The sequence below is a fragment of the Acinetobacter radioresistens DSM 6976 = NBRC 102413 = CIP 103788 genome, from assembly GCF_006757745.1.
Lineage (GTDB): Bacteria > Pseudomonadota > Gammaproteobacteria > Pseudomonadales > Moraxellaceae > Acinetobacter > Acinetobacter radioresistens.
Window position 1 is genome coordinate 1,041,647 of record NZ_AP019740.1, and the last position, 21,142, is coordinate 1,062,788.

The window sequence follows — 21,142 nt, forward strand, 5'->3', positions numbered from 1 at the left end:
ATCGGATGAGGGTGTCAGATCTTGGCGTGAGTTCCATATTTATCGATCATGATCGAACTTGCTTCATTTAAGCCAATTACTTCACAGGAAGTACCGCGTTCAGTAAATTTTTTGATGACGGAATCCAGCATGGCTACAGAGGTTACATCCCAAATATGGGAATGGGTAAGATCAATAATTACTTTTTCCACCTGTTCATTAAAATTAAAACTCTGGTAAAAACGTTCGGATGAACTGAAAAAAATCTGCCCCACCAAGCTGTAACTTCGGACACCTTCCTTTAAAGTAGATTCAACTCGAATATCATTTTCCAGTTTGTTGGCTAAAAACAGTGCAGAAAGCAATACACCAGTCAATACGCCCAAAGCCAGGTTATGAGTGGCAACTACGACCACCACAGTTGCGATCATTACACTGTTGCTACTCTTCGGGTTTTTATGAAACTGTATGACTGATTGCCAGTTAAATGTGCTAATTGAAACCATAATCATGACTGCCACTAAAGCTGCCATTGGTATCAACTTAAGCCAATCACTGATAAATACCACCAGAATTAAAAGAAATATCCCTGCACAAAAAGTCGATAAACGTTGTCGACCGCCAGATTTCACATTAATCATTGACTGTCCAATCATGGCACAGCCAGCCATACCCCCCATAAAGCCGGTAACAATATTTGCAATACCTTGTCCTTTACATTCTTGATGCTTATCACTTGAAGTATCAGTCATTTCATCCACAATACTGGCAGTCATCATTGACTCTAAAAGGCCTACTGCAGCCAGAGCAATAGAATAAGGCAGAATAATTCTGAGCGTTTCAAGGTTAAGCGGAATGTCTGGTATAAGAAATACAGCCAGACTATCAGGTAAAGTACCCATATCGCCTACAGTACGTATATCACTGTTTAACCAGATTGAAAGCAGGCTAATCACCACAATACACACCAACGGGGAAGGTAACCAGCTGCCAAGTCTTGGAACATAAGGAAATAGATAGATAATACTGAGGCCTAAAGCAACAAATAGATAAACCTGCCAGCTGACATTGATGAGTTCAGGTAATTGAGCCATAAAAATTAAAATGGCGAGGGCATTTACAAATCCAATCACCACAGATTTAGATACAAAACGCATCAGCTTGGCCAGTTTAAGGTAACCAGCCAGTATCTGGATGATGCCAGTCAGTATGGTAGCCGCAAGTAGATACTGTAATCCATGCTCTTTAACCAGATTAACCATAACTAAAGCCATAGCTCCAGTTGCAGCTGAAATCATGGCAGGTCTGCCCCCTACAATGGCAATTACTACTGCCATAGAAAATGAAGCATATAAACCGACTTGCGGATCGACTCCGGCAATAATTGAAAAGGCAATTGCCTCGGGAATAAGTGCCAGACCTACTACCAGTCCAGCCAGCACATCAGCACGAATGTTTGAAAACCACTGTTCACGGAAAGAAGACAACATAAAGAAAGCCCGATTTTTATTGGAACAGGCGAGTGAGGTGACAATATTGTGAAAAAGACATAATTACGCCACACCACTAACCTTTAATATAGCAATGAGAAATTACTTCTAGGAAATGAGTAATCAAGGTGGCGTAAGAAACATAGAAAATAGTAAGAAGGTTTAGATTATAGGGCACCGAGAATAACACGTTTCAAGTTCTTAGAAAATTGGTGCTGATCTTATCGGCCATAGTGTTAAAAGAAATTCAGTTTTAAAATGCATGAAGCATTACGCTCTTGATAAAATTACATCAAGATTTTTCGATAACAACTAAAGATAAGAGATATGAAAACAGTTATAACGGTAATCGCAGCAGTTACAGTCGTCTCGGTAGGCTATATAACCTATCATACTATTCAGCAAAAGCGTCAGCAGGAGATCAAGCAGGTCATCCAGGAAGCACAGAGCTCTTTAGAGCAGGCTCAGCACAACCCGCATCATCTCGAACGGAGTACTTTCCCGGCGTTTGATACTGCAGGGAAATCCGTTCAGACTGAAAAAATGTAGAGATTTTTATACGTTTTTGGGGTTAACGGGAAAGAAAATAAAAAACTTGCAAGTTTATTTAAAATTAAGCGCCTGATTTTAAATATTTTAAAAACAGTAAGTGTTCCAAATTAATCTAAGAAGATTAAACCTGATAATCAAAAATAAAATCAGTGTGTTATAATCTGGCCGAAAAAATTTAGCGGGTAGATTTAAGTTCGCACTTTTTTCTACAGGTTAGATGAAAAAGCTGCATAAGATGATGCAGCTTTTTTGTTTGCCTCGCCTATTAGTGGCACTCATCAAGTGTTTAGTAAGTTTGGGCTCAGGTGCAGCTTGAAGATGGGAAGTAATTAGGATGGCATAGGTCTTGCTGTTTTATCCAGAATTACTTGCACAATATCTGATTTTGATGCATTTAAATTTTATAGCAGTGTGGTGATTTGAGGCTTTTCAGGCCGAGGATTCAATCGCAAAGATCTTAATTCTCAGGGGCGATGTAATGACAACTCCCAATACCTCAGCCGGTATGCTTGAGCGCTTGTTCAAGCTCAGCGAAAATAAAACCAGTTTTAGAACAGAAGTTCTAGCAGGTGTAACCACATTCTTGACAATGTGTTACATCATTATTGTTAATCCAATGATTTTATCCGAAACCGGAATGGATCATGGAGCTGTCTTTGTCGCAACCTGTCTTGCAGCCGCAATTGGCTGTCTGGTTATGGGAATTGTGGCCAATTATCCAATTGCCCTTGCACCAGGTATGGGACTAAATGCCTATTTTACTTATTCAGTGTGTTTAGGGATGGGGGTGCCTTGGCAAACGGCACTAGCTGCGGTATTTGTTTCAGGTCTGGTATTTATTGCTATCAGTATGTTCAAAATCCGTGAGGCAATCGTCAATGCCATTCCCATGTCATTAAAACTGGCGATTGGCGGCGGTATTGGGCTGTTTTTAGCCTTGGTCGCGCTTAAGAATGCCGGCATTATTGTAGATAATCCGGCTACTTTGGTGGGACTGGGCGATATCAAACAGCCAACAGTTTTACTGGCCCTGTTAGGTTTCTTTCTTATTGTGATCATGCACCATTTTAAGGTCCGTGGTGCAATCATTCTCAGTATTCTGGTCGTAACTGCAATTGCAACTGCTTTAGGCCTGAATGAATTTAAAGGTATAGTAGGCGCAGTGCCATCATTGGCTCCAACATTGTTACAAATGGACTTTGAGGGCCTGTTTACGGCCAGTCTGGTAGGGGTGATTTTTGTATTCTTCCTGGTTGACCTGTTTGATTCTACCGGTACTCTTGTAGGGGTTTCTCATCGTGCTGGCCTGCTTAAAGATGGCAAGTTACCACGCTTGAAGAAAGCATTATTTGCTGACTCTACTGCCATTGTAGCTGGGGCCGCACTAGGCACCTCATCCACTACGCCCTATATTGAATCTGCATCGGGTGTGGCTGCAGGCGGCCGTACTGGATTAACTGCTGTTGTCGTCGGTTTTATGTTTCTGGCGTGCTTGTTCCTGGCACCGTTAGCCCAGTCTGTACCGGGTTTCGCGACAGCGCCGGCTTTATTGTTTGTCGGGGTATTAATGATCCAGGGTATTACCCATATTGAATGGGATGATATTACTGAAGCGGTTCCTGCTTTCCTGACTATCGTTTTCATGCCTTTTACCTATTCAATTGCTGATGGTATTGCTATGGGCTTTATCAGCTATGCACTGGTGAAGCTTTTTACAGGCAAAGCAAGTACGGTTCCTTACATGGTATGGATCATTGCCGTGTTATGGGTAATCAAATTTGTTGCTTTTGGTGGCTAATTTTTATACATCATTCAGAGTGTAAACGGAAGTTTGCACCCTTTTTATTTATTGCGAATTCCAAGGAGAGACCATGAGTCATACTGAACTCATTCGTGCTTTACCTAAAGCTGAACTGCATGTACATATTGAAGGGACGTTTGAGCCTGAACTCATGTTTGAAATTGCACAGCGTAATCAGATTGATATTCCTTATAAGTCTGTAGAAGAGGTAAGACAGGCATATAATTTCCATAACCTGCAGTCATTTCTTGATATTTATTATGCAGGGGCAAATGTACTCATTCATGAACAGGATTTCTATGACCTGGCTTGGGCATATTTTAAAAAATGTGCTGAAGATCATGTAGTACACACTGAAATATTCTTTGACCCGCAAACTCATACAGATCGTGGTATAGCATTTGAAACAGTTCTGAATGGTTTGCAACGAGCCTGTAATGATGCAAAAGCAAAATTAGGTATCAGCTCATACCTTATTATGTGTTTTTTACGCCATTTAAGTGAAGAAGCAGCATTGAAAACTCTGGAGCAGGCACTTCCTTATAAGAATCAGATTATTGCAGTAGGTCTGGATTCAAGTGAAGTCGGCCATCCACCAGCCAAATTTACCCGGGTTTTTGCCAAAGCCCGCGAAGCAGGCTTTCTGGTGGTCGCACATGCGGGTGAAGAAGGTCCACCAGAATATGTTTGGGAGGCTTTAGACCTGTTAAAGGTTAACCGGATTGATCATGGTGTGCGTTCTGAGGAAGATCCGGTTCTCATGCAGCGGCTGATTCAGGAAAAAATGCCTCTTACAGTTTGTCCGCTGAGTAATCTGAAACTTTGTGTAGTGGATGATATGCAGCAGCATAATATTCACCGTCTGTTACAGCAGGGCGTTAAAGTAACAGTAAATTCAGATGATCCATCTTATTTTGGTGGTTATATGAATGATAATTTCTTTGCTATTCAAAAAGCACTGAATTTGTCTAAAGCTGAACTTAAGCAGTTAGCGATTAATTCTTTTGAGGCGGCTTTCATAGACAATATTGAAAAGCAATCATGGATTAAGAAAATTCAGGCTCTGTAATCAAATAAAATGAAATCAATAGGTTTACTCTATGTAGGCCTGTTGATTTATTGTTATAAAAAGTAAGCTGAAAAAAATAGTGATAAAAGCCTTATATGATCAGGAAACAAATGTGCAATTTAACTGATCAATATTATTTATTATGCCTGATTATCTTATTTTTACAGATTTAGATGGAACACTATTAGGCCACGATACTTATACTTATACGGAAAATCTGGAGCTAATCAGACAGCTTAAAAGACGTTACCCTATTATTTTATGCAGCAGTAAAACCGCATTAGAAATTAAAAATTTACAAAAAAAATTAGGTCTAGTAGATATGCCGTTTGTTGCAGAAAACGGGGCATATATATTTTTTAATTCTTTCTATCAGTTTCAGAGTCCGGTCAGGCAGGCAGCCATTACTGAAGCATTACAACAACTCCGTATACAGTACCATTTGAATTTTCAGCTTTTTAGTGAATATACATCCCAGCAGATTGCTGAGTTAACCGGATTAAGCTTAGCTGAATCATGTCAAGCCCTACAACGGCTTTATAGTGAAGTGATTATCTGGGGTAGCAATCCACAATATGAACAGCAAATTATTGCCCGGCACTTGGCCAAAAACTTGCATATAGTACATGGCGGGCGCTTCAGTCATGTATTGAGTACAGCATGTGATAAATCTATAGCAGTACGCTGGCTACAGCAATTTTATCCAGCTGAAGCTGTCCGGATTGGCTTGGGAGACAGTGAGAATGATATTGATATGCTAAAAGCCTGTGAGCATGCTGTGGTTGTAAAGCGTCCTTATAAACCAGTCCTTCAATTTGCGCATAATTCTGTCTACTACACTCAGAAAATGGCTCCAGCAGGGTGGAAAGAAGGTCTTGAATACTTTTTACAACAATAAATGGAGAGAAAATAATGGTCGATTTTGCACAAGAAGGTATGATTACGACGATTCATGATCTAAAGCAGCGCCAGCTGGAAGATTATGAAAATGAATTGCGTGAATTTACTAAATATAGACCGGTTACCTTAGTTTTACCTTCACTTTATTCTGAGCTGGAAAGGCCTGCACTTACTAAAATTGTGCAGGAATTGAAAGAAGCTGATTATATCCAGCAGATTATCATCGGACTGGATCAAGCTAATCCTGAACAATTTAAGCATGCCAAGGAGTTTTTTTCCGAGCTACCTCAGCCGCATACCATTTTATGGAACGACGGACCGCGTTTACAGAAAATCCATCAGCATCTTGAAGAATTAAAAGTTGCACCTTCACAACGTGGAAAGGGCCGTAACGTCTGGTATTGTGCCGGCTATGCGCTAGCTGAAAGTAACAGTAAGGTCGTGGCACTCCATGACTGTGATATCAGTACATATCAGCGTGATATGCTAGTGCGGTTGATTTACCCCATGGTTCATCCACAGTTTAATTTCCAGTTCTCTAACGGATATTATGCCCGCGTAGCTGAGCATAAAATGAATGGCAGGGTATCCCGTCTGCTGGTTTCTCCACTCTTACTTGCACTCAAGAAAGTCTTTGGTCCACTGGATTATCTGCTTTATCTTTCAGCCTTCCGTTATCCACTTTCAGGCGAAATGGCAATTCATCTGGATGCATTACGTGATTTAAAAGTTTCAGGTGACTGGGGGCTGGAAATTGGAGTTCTTTCTGAAATCTATCGTAATTATTCTACCAAACGGATCTGTCAGGTAGATATTGCTGACCGCTATGAACATAAGCATCAAAATGTAGTGAATTCAAATGGAGAGGGTGGCTTGAAGCGTATGAGCCGTGATATTGCTCTAGCACTTTTTCGTAAACTTGCCACGCTGGGCGTTCCAGTTAGCCTAGATAATATCCGGATTATTCGTGCAACTTATTATCGAAATGCTTTAGATATGATTGATCACTATTATTATGATGCAATAACCAATGGTTTACATTATGACCGGCATAGTGAAGAAAATACGGTTGAACTTTTTGCTCAGAGTATTGTTGAGGCGGGAGAGCAGTTTATGAATTTTCCAAATCAGCAGTCGTTTATTCCAAGCTGGAACCGCGTACATTCAGCTTGTCCAAGTATTTATAAGGATATTAAACAGGCAGTAGCGCTCGATAATATGTGATTTGAAGATTCTTTAGGCAGTTATTTACATTTAACAGTGTTCAGATACTTCATAATCTTTAAAATTGGTCCAAAATTTATATATACACTGATAAAGGATAAACATGAAGAAATCTATATATGTACTGGCACCATTAGCCTTAATTTTATCGGCGTGTACAACTTCAGGAATAGAGCAATCGGCTAATACCACCACAACTACACAGCAATTAGGAGCAGCTGCCATTAAAGTGGCAGTAAATGCAAAATGTAATACTGAACTAAACAACCAGCCCGCTTGGCAAAATATAACTAAGGTAATGACAGCTGAGCAGAAACAGGCAGTTCAGGCAGATATTTGTGGTTGTGTGAGTGATAAGGCTCCACAAAATATAACAACTGTGGATCTGGCTACAGCAGCGATTGATCCGGCTGCACGTACCGCCATCATAACCAATGCAGTCACTAAAACAATTAATGCATGTGTAGCAGAAGTTTTAAATTAAGTTTTTTCAGTATTGAGCAGGATGATACAATCAGCCTGCTTTTTTATGAGTAAATAGTTTGATGAAAATTGCAGGTGTAGATGAAGCAGGGCGTGGACCATTGGTAGGTGCTGTCGTGGCAGCTGCAGTCATTCTCGATCCAGCTCGTCCAATCGAAGGTTTGAATGATTCCAAAAAACTGACAGAAAAAAAACGTGAAAAGCTTTTTGTCGAGATTCAGGAAAAAGCTTTGGCTTGGTGCATTGCAGAAGCAAGCGCTGCTGAAATTGATGAAATAAATATCTTGCAGGCTTCATTACTGGCAATGCGTCGTGCTGTGGAAGGTTTATCAATTCAACCGGATAAAGTGCTGGTCGATGGTAATAAAGAACCTGCTGGCCTAAAGATGAGCTGTGAAGCTGTAGTAGGAGGGGATGCTTTATACCAGGAAATTTCGGCCGCAAGTATTCTGGCTAAAGTAGCACGTGACCGGCAAATGGTCTTACTAGATCAACGTTACCCACATTACGGTTTTGCCAAACATAAAGGTTATCCGACCAAAGCTCATTTTGAGGCAATTGGTATACATGGTGTAATTGATGAGCATCGGCGTAGCTATGCGCCGGTTAAGAAGGTCTTGGCTTTGTTAAATGAGTAATAATTTTATCTAATTTCTCAATCACCTTAAAATATTAAAGCGGCCAATAAAGCCGCTTTACTAATCAAGAATGGCCATCTGCTATCGATTAAAATCATTTTGTGAATAATTCTCATCTTCGAAAGAAGGCTGATAGTCTTGGTCGAGGTGTTGAAGATGTTCATGCATCGCACGTTCATGCTGAATACGTTGGTAAATCTCTTCCCGGTGAACAGATACTTCTTTTGGAGCATTGACACCAATACGGACCTGGTTGCCCTTTACTCCAAGTACAGTAACACTGACTTGGTCCCCAATCATTAATGTTTCTCCGACGCGACGGGTCAGAATCAGCATGTTTATCTCCTTGCTAAACGCTAAACCTGCAAAAGCTCTAATCAAAAAAGCGAAAAGTCACAACCTTGGTATCAGAGAAAATTTTAACAGGATTATATGACAAATTAGGTAGCTGAATAAATTCTACTAAAATTTTCCAATAACCTTAATCGGTAATAGGCTTTGTTGCACAAAGCTATTCTTGAAGGCTTCTTCAGTAATATAATTTCCAGATGAAGAAGCCTACACCTAAAATCTATCGTACAACCAATTGGTCCTCGTATAACCAAGCTTTAATCAAGCGAGGAAATATTTCAATCTGGTTTGATCCTAAGACGCAATGGTATGCACAACCACAAGGCAAGCAAGGACGAAATCAAACTTATTCCGATACAGCGATTCAATGCTGTTTAATGATCAAATCTCTATTCCGTCTTTCTTTACGTATGGTTACTGGCTTTGTTCAAAGCCTGATTAAACTCTGTGGCTTGAATTGGACAGCACCAGATTACTCCACCCTTTGTAGACGACAAAAGCATATTGATATTGCGATAAGCTATCAGAAAAGTCATGATGGGTTACACCTACTTGTCGACTCTACGGGTTTAAAGTTTTTAGGTGAAGGCGAATGGAAGCGTAAAAAACATCAGCCTGAATACCGTCGGCAATGGCGTAAACTGCATATTGGTATAGATGCTGAAACACTGCAAATACGTGCCGTTCAGCTTACTACAAATAATGTCAGTGATTCACAAGTACTAGGTGATTTACTGGATCAAATTCCACTAGATGAGCGAATAGATTCTGTCTATACCGATGGCGCGTACGACACGAAGTGCTGCAGAAAAGTGATTTCAGATCGTCAAGCACATGCAGTAATTCCACCCAGAAAGAATGCCAAGCCCTGGAAAGATTCTAAAATAAGTTCAATAGAACGAAATGAGTTACTTCAAACGGTTAAACATTTAGGTAGAACCCTATGGAAAAAATGGTCGGGTTATCACCGTCGTAGTTTGGTGGAAACCAAGATGCATTGCATCAAATTATTAGGTGATAGGCTGACGGCAAGACATTTTCAAAGTCAGGTCAATGAAATTCATGCGCGTGTGGCAGTTCTGAATAGATTTACGGAATTAGGTAGACCTCGCACCCAAGTTGTGTCTTAAATTTGAATGGATTGGGGAGAACTCAGCTTTTGAATGTTTATGCAACAAAGCCTCGGTAATATAACAGAGCCACTATAGAAAAAACTATAGTGGCTTTGATTTTTTATTCTTATTCTCTGAAAGAACAGTATAACTATTGTTCTTTCAGAAAAGGCACTTAAGCGCGAACGCTGGATTCACCATGCTCGCGGTCTAGACCAAACGTAGTGTGTAAAGAGCGTACAGCCAGCTCCAGATAGTTCTCTTCAATGATGACAGAGATCTTAATTTCAGATGTAGAAATCATCAGAATATTGATGCCTTCTTCAGCCAGGCCAGTAAACATTTTGCTTGCCACGCCTGCATGGGAACGCATGCCAACACCGACAATAGAAACTTTGACGATATCATCACGAGTAGCAACTTCACGCGCACCAATCGCTTTAGCTGTTTCTTCAAGAATAGCTTTTGCTTTAGCCAGCTCACCACGGTTAACAGTGAAGGTGAAATCCGTAGTTCCATCTTCTTCAACATTCTGGATAATCATGTCGACTTCGATATTGGCTGCACCAATCGGAGACAGAATTTTAGATGCAATACCTGGCTCGTCAGGAACCCCTAGAATAGTCAGTTTTGCTTCGTCACGGTTAAACGCGATACCTGAGATGATTGGCTGTTCCATGTTATCTTCCGCTTCTGTAGTGATGAGTGTGCCCACGTTCTTTTTGAATTCTTCGTCAAATGCGCCATCTTCGTCATTGTCAAAACTTGATAATACGCGCAAAGGAACCTGATATTTACCTGCAAATTCTACAGAGCGGATTTGCAGTACTTTTGAACCAAGAGAGGCCATTTCCAGCATTTCTTCAAAAGAAATACGGTCAATTTTTTTAGCTTTTGGAGCAACACGGGGATCAGTGGTATAGACACCATCAACATCGGTGTAAATCTGGCATTCATCTGCTTTTAGTGCTGCAGCAAGTGCAACACCAGTTGTATCTGAGCCGCCACGACCAAGCGTTGTGGTATTGCCCAATTCGTCTACACCCTGAAAGCCGGCAACCACGATCACACGACCTGCATCGAGGTGTTGGGTCATAACGTCAGTGTCAATTGATTCGATACGTGCCTTGGTGAATGCGCTATCGGTTTTAATGCCAACCTGGCGTCCGGTCAATGATTTAGCGTCAACGCCAATAGAGTTCAGCGCCATTGCTAACATGGAAATCGTTACCTGTTCACCCGTAGAAACCATCTGGTCAAGTTCGCGTGGGTCAGGATTTTCGGTAATGGCTTTCGCGAGAGCAAGTAAGCGGTTGGTTTCACCACTCATTGCTGACACTACTACCACTACCTTGTGGCCGTGCTCATGCCAGCGCTTCACACGACGAGCAACATTTAAAATGCGCTCGGGGGTACCCATAGAAGTACCGCCATATTTTTGAACGATTAATGCCATAGTTGTTCCATATAAGCCATGACCCCGATTTCACCGATCAGGGTCAGTTACACAAAAAGTGAAGTTTATTTTGCTTCAAGCCAAGCAGTTAAATCTGCCATGACCTGTTCAAACTTCTCGTTAAGTGGCGCGCCACCTTGTGCCAAGTCAGGTTTACCTCCACCTTTGCCACCGAGTTCCGTTGCAAGATGTTTAATGATGTCACCTGCCTTGATAGATGAAGTGAAGTCTTTTGCTACAGATGCAATCAGGCTGACTTTGTCGCCGTCTACACCTGCAAGTACAATCACTGCATGGTCTAGTTTAGACTTGGTACTGTCGTGCAGGTTACGAAGAGATTTCGCATCCATACCCTGAACAGTGGTGATCAGTGTAGAACGACCTGCCACAGTCTGAACTTGGCTTAAAAGTTCAGCTGCCTGGAAGTTTGCCAACTTTTGGTTGAGCTGTTCAATCTGCTTCTGTAATGCGGATACATTTTCAACCGCAGTTTGAACACGCTCTACAGTTTGATCTTTTTGTGCTTTTAACAAGCTGTTAATCTGATGAATATCAGAATCTGCCTTTTGAACCAGCTCAAGCGCTTTCGTACCTGTCACTGCTTCAATACGTCGAATACCTGCGGCCACACCACTTTCAGAAGTGATTTTAAATAGACCAATATCACCTGTACGTTTAACATGAATACCACCACAGAGCTCAACCGAGAAGTTTTTCTCTTCAATAACCGAACCCATAGATAACACACGCACTTCGCTGCCATATTTCTCGCCAAACAGCATCATTGCACCTTTGGTTTTGGCAGTTTCAATATCCAGCAGTTCGGTAGTCACAGCAGTATTTGCAATAACCTCAGCATTAACAAGACGTTCGATTTGTTGAAGCTGCTCGAAAGTGACAGGCTGGTCATTGGCAAAATCAAAACGCAAAATGTCGGAAGCAACCAGAGAGCCTTTTTGCTGTACATGCGAACCCAGAATTTGGCGAAGCGCAGCATGCAACAAATGTGTTGCTGAGTGATTACGCGCAGTTGCTGCACGAAGTTCTGCTTTCACGGTTGCTTCTACATTTTGAGTAACTTTTAGGTTACCCATCGTCACGATGCCCTGGTGAACAAAAGCATTGCCAGATTTTTTAGTGTCCTGAACTTCAAAAATACCTGTTTCATTTTTGAAGATACCTGTATCACCAATCTGGCCGCCACTTTCTGCATAAAATGGCGTCTGGTTTAATACGATTAAAGCTTCGTCCCCTTCAGTAACTTCATCGACTAGAGTCCCATCTTTATAGATGGCAATAATCTGGCCCTGACCTTCAGTGGCATCATAGCCACTGAACTCGGTTTCATCTTCAACTTTAACAATGCTGTTATAGTCCACTGCAAACTTGCCTGCTTCACGCGCACGTTGACGCTGGGCAGCCATTTCTTTTTCAAAACCTGCCTCATCAATACTCAAGTCACGTTCACGTGCGATATCCGCTGTCAAGTCAACCGGGAAGCCATAAGTATCGTAAAGTTTAAATACAATTTCGCCTGGAATTATTGAGCCTTTTAGCTGAGTCAATTCACCTTCAAGAAGTTTTAAACCTTGCTCGAGTGTTTTTGCAAATTGCTCTTCTTCTTTGATCAGTGCAGCTTCGATACGTGCTTTATTGGCTTCAAGTTCCGGATAAGCTGTACCCATTACTTCAATTAGCGGCTGTAGCATTTTATAGAAGAATGTACCTGTTGCGCCGAGTTTGTTTCCATGACGTACAGCACGACGGATAATACGGCGAAGAACATAACCACGGCCTTCATTAGACGGGTTAACACCGTCAGCAATCAGGAAACAGCAAGAGCGGGCATGATCTGCAACTACTTTTAAAGAAGCCGGGTACTGAACAGGCGTATTTTTTTCTTTAGCTTCGGCTTCAAGTGAAGCGGTATCTACACCAATAATTTCGGCAGCAGCTTTAAGTAAGTGCTGAAACAGGTCAATTTCATAGTTTGAATTAACATGCTGTAAAACTGCGGAAATACGTTCGAGTCCCATACCGGTATCCACAGAAGGTGCCGGAAGTGCATGTAAAACTCCGTCAGCAGTACGGTTAAACTGCATGAAAACGTTGTTCCATATTTCAATAAAGCGATCACCATCTTCTTCAGGAGTGCCTGGCAGTCCGCCCCAAATATGGTCACCGTGGTCATAGAAAATTTCAGAACATGGACCACATGGACCTGTATCACCCATTGCCCAGAAATTATCCGAAGCGTATTTTTCACCTTTGTTATCACCAATACGGATAATGCGCTCGGCATCCAGACCAATTTCCTTGTTCCAGATATCAAAAGCTTCATCATCAGTATGATAAACCGTCGCATATAAACGGTCTTTAGGAAGTGCCAGCCATTGCTCGCTGGTTAAGAATTCCCAGGCAAACTTGATGGCATCACGCTTAAAATAATCACCAAAAGAAAAGTTACCCAGCATTTCAAAGAAAGTATGGTGGCGGGCTGTGTAGCCTACATTGTCGAGGTCATTATGTTTGCCGCCAGCACGTACACATTTCTGGCTAGAGACTGCTCGTACATAATCGCGTTTTTCTGCACCTAAAAAGCAGTCTTTAAACTGGTTCATGCCTGCGTTGGTGAAAAGCAGGGTAGGATCATTGGCGGGTACTAGTGAACTTGACGCGACACGTGTATGCCCTTGCGATTCAAAGTAACGCAAAAATGCTTCACGAATTTCAGCTGATGTCATAAAACGAGTACTCACAACCAAGTCACTCCTTAGTCTTAATTTGGTTAGGTACATCTAATTCTAAGGTCAAAAGGTGACAGCTTAGTGATTGATGTAAAGGTAAAACTTTAAAAAAACGCCAAATTATACCGGAAAATATAAGGGGCACCAACGTTTTTACCATCAAAATAGCGATAAAACCAGGATTATTCAAAAATGCTGTGTCCAAGTACAAGCTGGATGTTTTAACATAGGCATCGTTCTTTTACTGGGTAAAACAAGGATCTGTCATGCAGCGAGTGGCCATCAATGGTTTTGGACGTATCGGTCGAAATGTACTGCGTGCCTGGTTTGAAAACCCGAAAGCCTTTAATTTTGATATTGTAGCCATTAACGATATTGCTGATGTAGAAACTCTGGTTCATCTGTTCAGGTATGATACTACTCACGGCCGTTTTGCTGGGAATGTAGAAATATCACAGAAAAATGAACAGATTGTGCTAAATATTTCTGCCGGTACAAAAACACTCAATGTGCGCGTATTAAATATCGCGGAACCGGCAGCGCTTCCATGGCAGCAGCTTAATGTTGATGTTGTACTGGAATGTACCGGACTATTCCGTTCACGTGAGGCGGCTACCCGACATATTAAGGCTGGTGCGAAACGCGTTATTATAGGTGCTGCACCTTTTGACACGGTGGATGCTGCAATTGTATATGGGGTGAATCACCACGAAATTAAAGCCAGTGACCAGATTATCTCTAGCGTGTCTTGTACCACGCAGGCTTTAGTACCACTCGTCAAGATTATTGATGACGCATTTGGCATAGATACGGCCATGATGACCGAGATTCATGCCGTCACTGCAGACCAGACCGTACTGGATAAAGCTCATCGCGATCTGCGTCGTGCCCGGGCATCAGGTCAGAATATTATTCCTACTACATCTAGTGCATTGGGGGCCTTAAAACGGGTTATGCCCAAAATGGAAAACCGGATTGAAGGTTATTCGATTCGTGTACCTACAATTAATGTCGCGGCTATTGATCTGACCTTTATTTCGCATACGCCTATTACAGTACATAAAATTAATGAAGTATTAATCAAATCCGCGCAATATGATTATGCCCAGATTATGGCGGTGACCGATGAGCCTCTGGTGTCAAGTGATTTTAACCATTCACCTTATTCATTAATTGTCGATCTATCACAGACTCTGGTGGTCGGGCACCAGGCCAAAGTATTTGCCTGGTATGATAACGAGTGGGGATATGCCAACCGTTTGCTGGATTTATGCCAGTCTTTTGAATAACAGATATATAGGATGAATTAAGAAGGACTACCCGCAAAATATTTACAACACGGCCTTTAACTTTTTCTTGGGGATAATACGATGTTTTTACTGATGTGGGCTTTTATTGCTGTATTAATAATTGCGGTCATTTTTCTGTTCTGGCTAAACTTTCGCAAAGAACAGAATATGGAAACGGACTTGGATCAGCAACACCATTTGGAAGAAAAAATTGTTCTTCTGGAAGGGAATCTGAAACGTACGCTAGAAATCATGCAGGAACTGGTTAAAAGTGTACATGCTGATCGTGAAATTCTTAGCCAGACCGTAACTAAACTAAATGCGCTCGAACAACAAAATGCAGAGTTGGTGATTTTGCTTAAAAAATACCAGGCTTTGCTTGGAAAGACTGAACTAAAATAAAAGAGTAAAATTGATAATTTATATTTAAAACAGACTTTATAATTTTGAATTTTCAAAAATTCATTTTGTGCTTTGAAGTCTGATACAAAATATAAAGTGTAGCTGCTTTCTGTATGAAAAGTTTAGGCAGTAGAGTAAAAGCTCGGTAAAAGTCTCTGTTTTATTTCATTAAACATAAAAATTAGGCCAAGCTTAGAAAGCTTTTATAAAACTGAAAAACTCTGGTGCATGACTGAAATGATCGTGCTAAGATAGGAGAAATCGGGTGTGTTCCCGATTTTTTTATGCGGATCATTTCCGCGCTGACAAGAATTTAGGTTTACCGCATGCCCATTTCAGAGACATGGTTATTACCTGATGGTGTAGCTGATGTATTGCCAGAACAAGCGCAAATAATTGAAAAACTGCGCCGTAAAGCTTTAGATTTCCTCGTCTCACGAGGTTATCAGTTAGTCTATACACCTTTTATAGAATATATCGAATCTCTATCTTCTCTTTCAGAAGCAAATCAAGACCTGGACCTTGCCACTTTTAAGGTAATTGACCAGTTAACAGGCCGGTTACTGGGTATACGTGCAGACATGACTCCGCAAGTGGCTCGTATTGATGCACATGTGCGTCCGGTAGAAGGTGTGGCTCGTTATTGCTACGCAGGTACTGTCTTGCATACTAAACCTCAGGGTTTTAGTGCCACCCGTGCACCGCTGCAACTGGGTGCCGAGCTTTTTGGTTCAGAAAGTATAGATGCTGATGTTGAAATGGTTGACCTGATGATCAGCCTGATTCAGAAAGCTGACCTGACTGATGGTATTCACCTGGATCTGGGCCATGTAGGACTGTTCCGTAGTCTGGTAAAACAGGCAGGCTTAAATAAAGCTACTGAACACCAACTTTCGGATTTATACCAGCGTAAAGCTCTACCAGAGCTGGCAGAATTTACCCAAACACTTCATTTTGGTTCAGATTTCTATGTACTTGGACGCTATGCCAGTGATCTGGGTGCTTTAGAAGCAAATTTAAGTGCTGAAATTTTAAAGAATGCAGCCTTTAAACAGGCATTTGATGCAGTGAAAACGACGCAGTCTGAAATTCAGGCACGCTGGCCGAACCTGCATATCGGTATCGACGTAGTCGAACTGCGTTCTTACCATTATCATACTGGTCTGATGTATGCCGTGTATGCGCCAAATCGTGCAGCACCACTGGCACAGGGTGGCCGTTATGATGGTATTGGTGAGCATTTCGGACGGGCGCGCCCTGCAACTGGTTTTAGCTGTGACTTATATGCTTTAAGTGCAGGCCAGTTTAATGAGTTAAGTATTGTTGTTGCCCCTAAAGGTACCGATACCGACTTGTTAAAGATGATTGAGCGGTTACGTACTGAAGGGCTAAGTGTAGTTCAGCTGCTTGGACAAGATGACTTGAGTTCTGTACCGAATGCAACACACCAGTTAGTGCAAGTTGCAGGTCACTGGAATCTCGAAAAAATTTAATCGCCTGTTTGAATGTTCATGTCATTCGAACTGGTTTTCAATTTTAACAGCATGATGTAATGAGGCTATTATGGGCAAGAATGTTGTGGTACTTGGTACCCAATGGGGCGACGAAGGTAAAGGTAAAATCGTCGATCTGCTCACTGATCAGGCGGCTGCAGTTGTTCGCTATCAGGGTGGACACAATGCGGGCCATACACTAGTGGTCGGTGGTAAAAAGACTGTTTTACACCTCATTCCATCAGGAATCTTGCGTGAAAATGTTCTGTGCCTGATTGGCAATGGTGTTGTGCTTTCTCCAGCAGCACTAATTGAAGAAATGAGTATTCTGGAAAAAGAAGGTGTACCGGTAAAAGAGCGCCTGCGTATTTCTCCTAACTGCCCACTTATTTTGCCTAACCATATTGCACTTGACCAGGCACGTGAGAAAAAACGCGGTAATGCTAAAATTGGCACGACTGGTCGCGGTATTGGACCTGCGTATGAAGACAAGGTTGCACGTCGTGCCATCCGCGTTGCTGACCTAGTACGTGGTGGTGAACATCTTACAGCTCAGCTGACTGAACTTCTGGACTACCATAACTTCCAGTTGACTCAATACTACGGTGTTGAAGCAGTTAAACTGGAAGATGTGCTGGCACTGTGTGATGAATGGCGTAAGGTTGTTGCTCCACTGGTTGTGGACGTAACTACTGAATTGCATAACTACCGTAAAAACGGTGACAACATCATGTTCGAAGGCGCGCAAGGTTCACTTCTTGACGTTGATCACGGTACATACCCGTATGTAACTTCTTCGAATACAACTGCTGGTGGTGTAAGCTCTGGTTCAGGTCTAGGTCCATTGCATCTTGATTATGTACTGGGTATTACCAAAGCGTACACAACGCGTGTAGGTGCAGGCCCATTCCCAACTGAGCTGGTGTATGACGCTGCAAATGACACAGGTGATGCAATTGGTAAACACCTAGGTACGATTGGTAATGAATTTGGTGCCTCTACTGGTCGTCAACGTCGTTGTGGCTGGTTCGATGCTGAAATTCTGCGCCGTTCAGTTGATGTAAACTCACTTTCTGGTATTTGCCTGACTAAACTTGACGTTCTTGACGGTTTGGAAGAAGTGAAAATCTGTGTAGGCTATGAAGCTGCAGATTCTGGTTGTGTTGGTTCTTCTGATGCGCTTGCATTCGAAACTTTAAAACCGATTTACGAAACTATGCCAGGCTGGTCTGAGTCAACTTTTGGTGCGAAATCACTGGATCAGTTGCCACAAGCTGCATTGAACTATGTAAAACGTCTTGAGCAATTGATTGAATGTCCAATCGACATCATTTCAACTGGTCCGGACCGTGCAGAAACTATTGTATTGCGCCATCCGTTTGATGCCTAAATAATAAACGGTTAAAAGCCTCGCTTCAGCGGGGCTTTTTTATGCACACCAAGCTACTCACCGACTAAAGTCGTGCTGTAAAAAATGTAAAGGCTAATTAATCTGCCTTTTAAAATTTTTAGTTGAATATGTTCAGGAAAGAAAATGCAAAGTAACACGTCTAAAACCATGTTTTACTCATTGCTTTTTGCCATTGGAGGCGCACCCACATTAGCGATGTGGATGATTTACATACAGACTAATGGTGCTCTTGAACAACACTGGACAACTTTACTGGCTTTATCTTTTGTATTGGCTGCGATCATTGCGCCTCTCATCCTGATTCAGAATTTTTACATATTATGGAAACGAAAAAAAGTTGATATTGAGGACAAGATTGAGCCAATTGCCCACTTTTATTTTGTACTGGATCTGGTGTGTTTAGTATCATGGATTCTTATCAGTTTTCTCTAATAATTCTATCCGGTTAAGATGAACTGGTTTATTTGAGATAGATCTTGAGAATAATAGGAAATAATGGAAAACAAGCAATAAGCTCATTTTGTAAACCAAGACATGAGTGATATTAACGAAAACATCATGCCTTAAGCAGTTTAAACACTGATGCGCTTAGTCATTGGCTCTAAAGAATACCTTTATAATCAAAAAATACTAATTACATAAATCCTATGATTATGAAGTGTTTATATATTTTAAGGTGATGACGCTTTCAATATAATGCATCTGTTTATATTGAGGATGACCGTGTCATCCATGTGGAGAGCATTATAATGAACAACAAAATTCTACTCAGCTTTTTTGCTGCTGGTGCAGTGACATTATCAGGATGTAGCACACTTGCTGATTTTGCCGGCGCAGATACTGCGACCCTAAATGCAACAGCCGCACAAAGCTATAACCAAATGGTGCAGGAAGCACGTGCTAAGAATCAGCTAGATACGTCTTCAAGTACCTACCGTCGTGTAAATACTGTATTTAACCGTTTGCGTCCGTATGCTGACCAGATGAACCAGACTGGTGTGAAATTTGATTGGCAGCTAACTGTTTTGAAATCTGACCAGATTAATGCCTATGTTGCACCAGGCGGTAAGGTGGTGGTCTATACCGGTATTGTCAACAAGCTTAACCTGACTGATGCAGAAATTGCTGCAGTTATGGGGCATGAAATGGTCCATGCCCTTGAAGAGCATGCTAAAAGCAAGATTGGTGCACAGGCTTTAACTGGTTTGGCATTAAATGTAGGCAAGGCTTATGCGGGTGATGCTATTGGAAGCCTAGGTTCTGCAGCGCTTGACTTGGGTGCTCAGGTAGGCGTGGGTTTACCCTATTCACGTAGTCTGGAAAGCCGTGCCGATCAGGGTGGTTTAATATTAATGGCACGTGCTGGTTATAATCCGCAAGCTGCAATTACCTTATGGGAAAAAATGAACAAGCTGGAAGGGGCAGGTGGCTCTTCATGGTTATCGACGCACCCATCAAATGGTGAGCGTATTGCTGCAATGCGTAAGAATCTGCCAGCAGCACAGGCAATTTATAATCAGCGTAAATAAAATTGATTTTATAAAAAGGATGCCACGGCATCCTTTTTTTATTGGGCTGCGTTAAGGTGCCGGATTAGGTTGCTGCTTATGAATTTCTTCTATACCTTTCAGAATTTCTGGACTCAAATCTATTTTAAAGGCATCTACATTTTCTTTAAGCTGATCTAGATTGGTTGCGCCAATAATTGTTGAGGTGACAAAGAACTGCTGCTTAATAAATGCCAGTGCTAGCTGGGTTAATGTTAACCCATGCTTTTCTGCAAGCAAAGCATACTGTTCGGTGGCCCACTCGGATTGCAGGTTAGAGTAGCGTGAAAAACGCGAGTAGAGTGTTACCCGTGCATTTGCAGGTCGTGCGCCATTGCGGAATTTGCCAGTCAGATAACCGAATGCCAGGGGAGAGTAAGCCAGTAAGCCGACACCTTCATATTGGGCAATCTCTGCCATGCCAATTTCATAAGTGCGATTTAATAAATTATAGGGATTTTGAACACTTACAAATTTTTCTAGTCCCATTTTTTCCGCTAATTGTAAAAATTTCATGGTCCCCCATGGGGTTTCATTGGAAAGGCCAATATAGCGGATACGACCTTTCTTAATTTCATCATTTAAGGCAGTAAGTGTCTCTTCTAGTGGAGTAACCTGGTTAGATAGTTCTACATGCTGGTTACCATAACCAAGTTGACCAAAAAAATTGGTCGGACGCTGTGGCCAGTGTAATTGGTACAGATCGATATAATCAGTTTGTAATCTTTGTAGGGATTGGTCTAGTGCAGTAGAAATGTCTGAAGCAATAAAACGGGTATTACCATCACGAATATGGCTACCGCCTTGAGAGGGGCCTGCAATTTTAGAAGCCAAGAATAATTTATCACGGCCACCATGTTGGGAAATCCAGTTACCAATAATACGTTCAGTGGCACCTTGGGTTTCTGGTTTAGGCGGAACCGGATACATTTCTGCAGTATCCCAGAAGTACAGACCTTGTTCTAAAGCATATGCCAACTGTTGGAAAGCTTCGGACTGGGTATTCTGCTCACCAAAAGTCATGGTACCTAGGCAGATTTCTGGTAATTTAATCCCTGTCTGGGCAAGTGGATGAAATTTCATAATGATCCCTTTAAAAGTCTGTTATTAGCATAATACAGGGTATAGAGATAGCCAACTTGGTCTTAAGGTTAGTTAAGCGTTGCCTGATCTATAAATTCTGGATGAAAAAATAGTA

19 protein-coding genes are annotated in these 21,142 nt (G+C 41.7%); 14 read left to right on the forward strand and 5 right to left on the reverse strand.

The genetic code is table 11. The annotated features are described in order from the left end of the window. Nucleotides 1–14: 14 nt before the first annotated feature. Nucleotides 15–1,469 carry a SulP family inorganic anion transporter gene (locus ACRAD_RS04760; RefSeq protein WP_005025364.1) on the reverse strand — a complete coding sequence of 485 codons (1,455 nt, stop codon included), beginning with the start codon at nt 1,467–1,469 and terminating at the stop codon, nt 15–17. A gap of 327 nt (nt 1,470–1,796) precedes the next feature. Here ACRAD_RS04760 and ACRAD_RS04765 point away from each other — a divergent pair, with 327 nt between their 5' ends. From ACRAD_RS04765 to rnhB, 7 genes are all read left to right on the forward strand, one after another. Further along, nucleotides 1,797–2,018, forward strand: coding sequence for a hypothetical protein (locus ACRAD_RS04765; protein ID WP_005025367.1), 222 nt, complete (start codon nt 1,797–1,799; stop codon nt 2,016–2,018). Between the two features lie 481 nt (nt 2,019–2,499). After that, nucleotides 2,500–3,819, forward strand: coding sequence for an NCS2 family permease (locus tag ACRAD_RS04770; protein ID WP_005014984.1), 1,320 nt, complete (start codon nt 2,500–2,502; stop codon nt 3,817–3,819). 73 nt (nt 3,820–3,892) lie between these two features. Continuing rightward, nucleotides 3,893–4,891, forward strand: coding sequence for an adenosine deaminase (locus tag ACRAD_RS04775; protein WP_005025370.1), 999 nt, complete (start codon nt 3,893–3,895; stop codon nt 4,889–4,891). A gap of 142 nt (nt 4,892–5,033) precedes the next feature. Further along, complete coding sequence (locus ACRAD_RS04780; protein WP_005025372.1) at nt 5,034–5,789, forward strand: HAD-IIB family hydrolase; 756 nt, start codon at nt 5,034–5,036, stop codon at nt 5,787–5,789. 14 nt (nt 5,790–5,803) lie between these two features. Further along, nucleotides 5,804–7,015, forward strand: a complete 1,212-nt coding sequence (locus ACRAD_RS04785; RefSeq protein ID WP_005025375.1) for a glycosyltransferase family protein — start codon at nt 5,804–5,806, stop codon at nt 7,013–7,015. Nucleotides 7,016–7,118: 103 nt separating this feature from the next. Continuing rightward, on the forward strand, nt 7,119–7,499 hold the full coding sequence (locus ACRAD_RS04790; protein WP_005025378.1) for a hypothetical protein: 381 nt from the start codon (nt 7,119–7,121) through the stop codon (nt 7,497–7,499). A gap of 61 nt (nt 7,500–7,560) precedes the next feature. Next, the gene (gene rnhB, locus ACRAD_RS04795; RefSeq protein WP_005025380.1) at nt 7,561–8,136 is read left to right on the forward strand and encodes a ribonuclease HII; all 576 of its coding nucleotides are present in this window, start codon (nt 7,561–7,563) and stop codon (nt 8,134–8,136) included. Nucleotides 8,137–8,217: 81 nt separating this feature from the next. Here the strand turns inward: rnhB and csrA are convergent, their stop codons facing one another. Further along, nucleotides 8,218–8,472 (reverse strand): carbon storage regulator CsrA, encoded by a 255-nt coding sequence (gene csrA, locus ACRAD_RS04800; RefSeq protein ID WP_005014972.1) that lies wholly within the window; start codon nt 8,470–8,472, stop codon nt 8,218–8,220. Between the two features lie 212 nt (nt 8,473–8,684). Between csrA and ACRAD_RS04805 the strand changes: the two genes are divergently transcribed. Then, entirely contained in the window at nt 8,685–9,617 is a 933-nt protein-coding gene (locus tag ACRAD_RS04805; RefSeq protein ID WP_004812228.1) for an IS5-like element ISAha3 family transposase, read from the forward strand. A 157-nt stretch (nt 9,618–9,774) separates the two neighbouring features. Here ACRAD_RS04805 and ACRAD_RS04810 read toward each other — a convergent pair whose 3' ends face one another. Further along, nucleotides 9,775–11,055: an aspartate kinase gene (locus ACRAD_RS04810; RefSeq protein WP_005014971.1), complete on the reverse strand. Its 1,281-nt coding sequence runs from the start codon at nt 11,053–11,055 to the stop codon at nt 9,775–9,777. Between the two features lie 65 nt (nt 11,056–11,120). Then, the gene (gene alaS / locus ACRAD_RS04815; protein ID WP_010700203.1) at nt 11,121–13,814 is read right to left on the reverse strand and encodes an alanine--tRNA ligase; all 2,694 of its coding nucleotides are present in this window, start codon (nt 13,812–13,814) and stop codon (nt 11,121–11,123) included. Between the two features lie 254 nt (nt 13,815–14,068). Between alaS and ACRAD_RS04820 the strand changes: the two genes are divergently transcribed. The 6 genes from ACRAD_RS04820 (at nt 14,069) to ACRAD_RS04845 (ending at nt 19,926) form a co-directional block, all read left to right on the forward strand. Beyond that, nucleotides 14,069–15,091 carry a type I glyceraldehyde-3-phosphate dehydrogenase gene (locus tag ACRAD_RS04820; protein WP_005014969.1) on the forward strand — a complete coding sequence of 341 codons (1,023 nt, stop codon included), beginning with the start codon at nt 14,069–14,071 and terminating at the stop codon, nt 15,089–15,091. Between the two features lie 81 nt (nt 15,092–15,172). Then, entirely contained in the window at nt 15,173–15,493 is a 321-nt protein-coding gene (locus tag ACRAD_RS04825; protein WP_005014968.1) for a hypothetical protein, read from the forward strand. A 326-nt stretch (nt 15,494–15,819) separates the two neighbouring features. Continuing rightward, a complete protein-coding gene (locus ACRAD_RS04830) occupies nt 15,820–16,986 on the forward strand; it encodes an ATP phosphoribosyltransferase regulatory subunit (RefSeq protein WP_005014965.1) in 1,167 nt (388 codons plus the stop codon). A 70-nt stretch (nt 16,987–17,056) separates the two neighbouring features. Then, entirely contained in the window at nt 17,057–18,376 is a 1,320-nt protein-coding gene (locus ACRAD_RS04835) for an adenylosuccinate synthase (protein WP_005025384.1), read from the forward strand. Between the two features lie 144 nt (nt 18,377–18,520). Continuing rightward, complete coding sequence (locus ACRAD_RS04840) at nt 18,521–18,829, forward strand: phosphoethanolamine transferase domain-containing protein (protein WP_005014961.1); 309 nt, start codon at nt 18,521–18,523, stop codon at nt 18,827–18,829. A gap of 317 nt (nt 18,830–19,146) precedes the next feature. Next, on the forward strand, nt 19,147–19,926 hold the full coding sequence (locus ACRAD_RS04845; RefSeq protein WP_005014959.1) for a M48 family metallopeptidase: 780 nt from the start codon (nt 19,147–19,149) through the stop codon (nt 19,924–19,926). A gap of 51 nt (nt 19,927–19,977) precedes the next feature. Here the strand turns inward: ACRAD_RS04845 and ACRAD_RS04850 are convergent, their stop codons facing one another. Next, entirely contained in the window at nt 19,978–21,027 is a 1,050-nt protein-coding gene (locus ACRAD_RS04850) for an NADP(H)-dependent aldo-keto reductase (RefSeq protein WP_005025386.1), read from the reverse strand. Nucleotides 21,028–21,142: the final 115 nt, after the last annotated feature.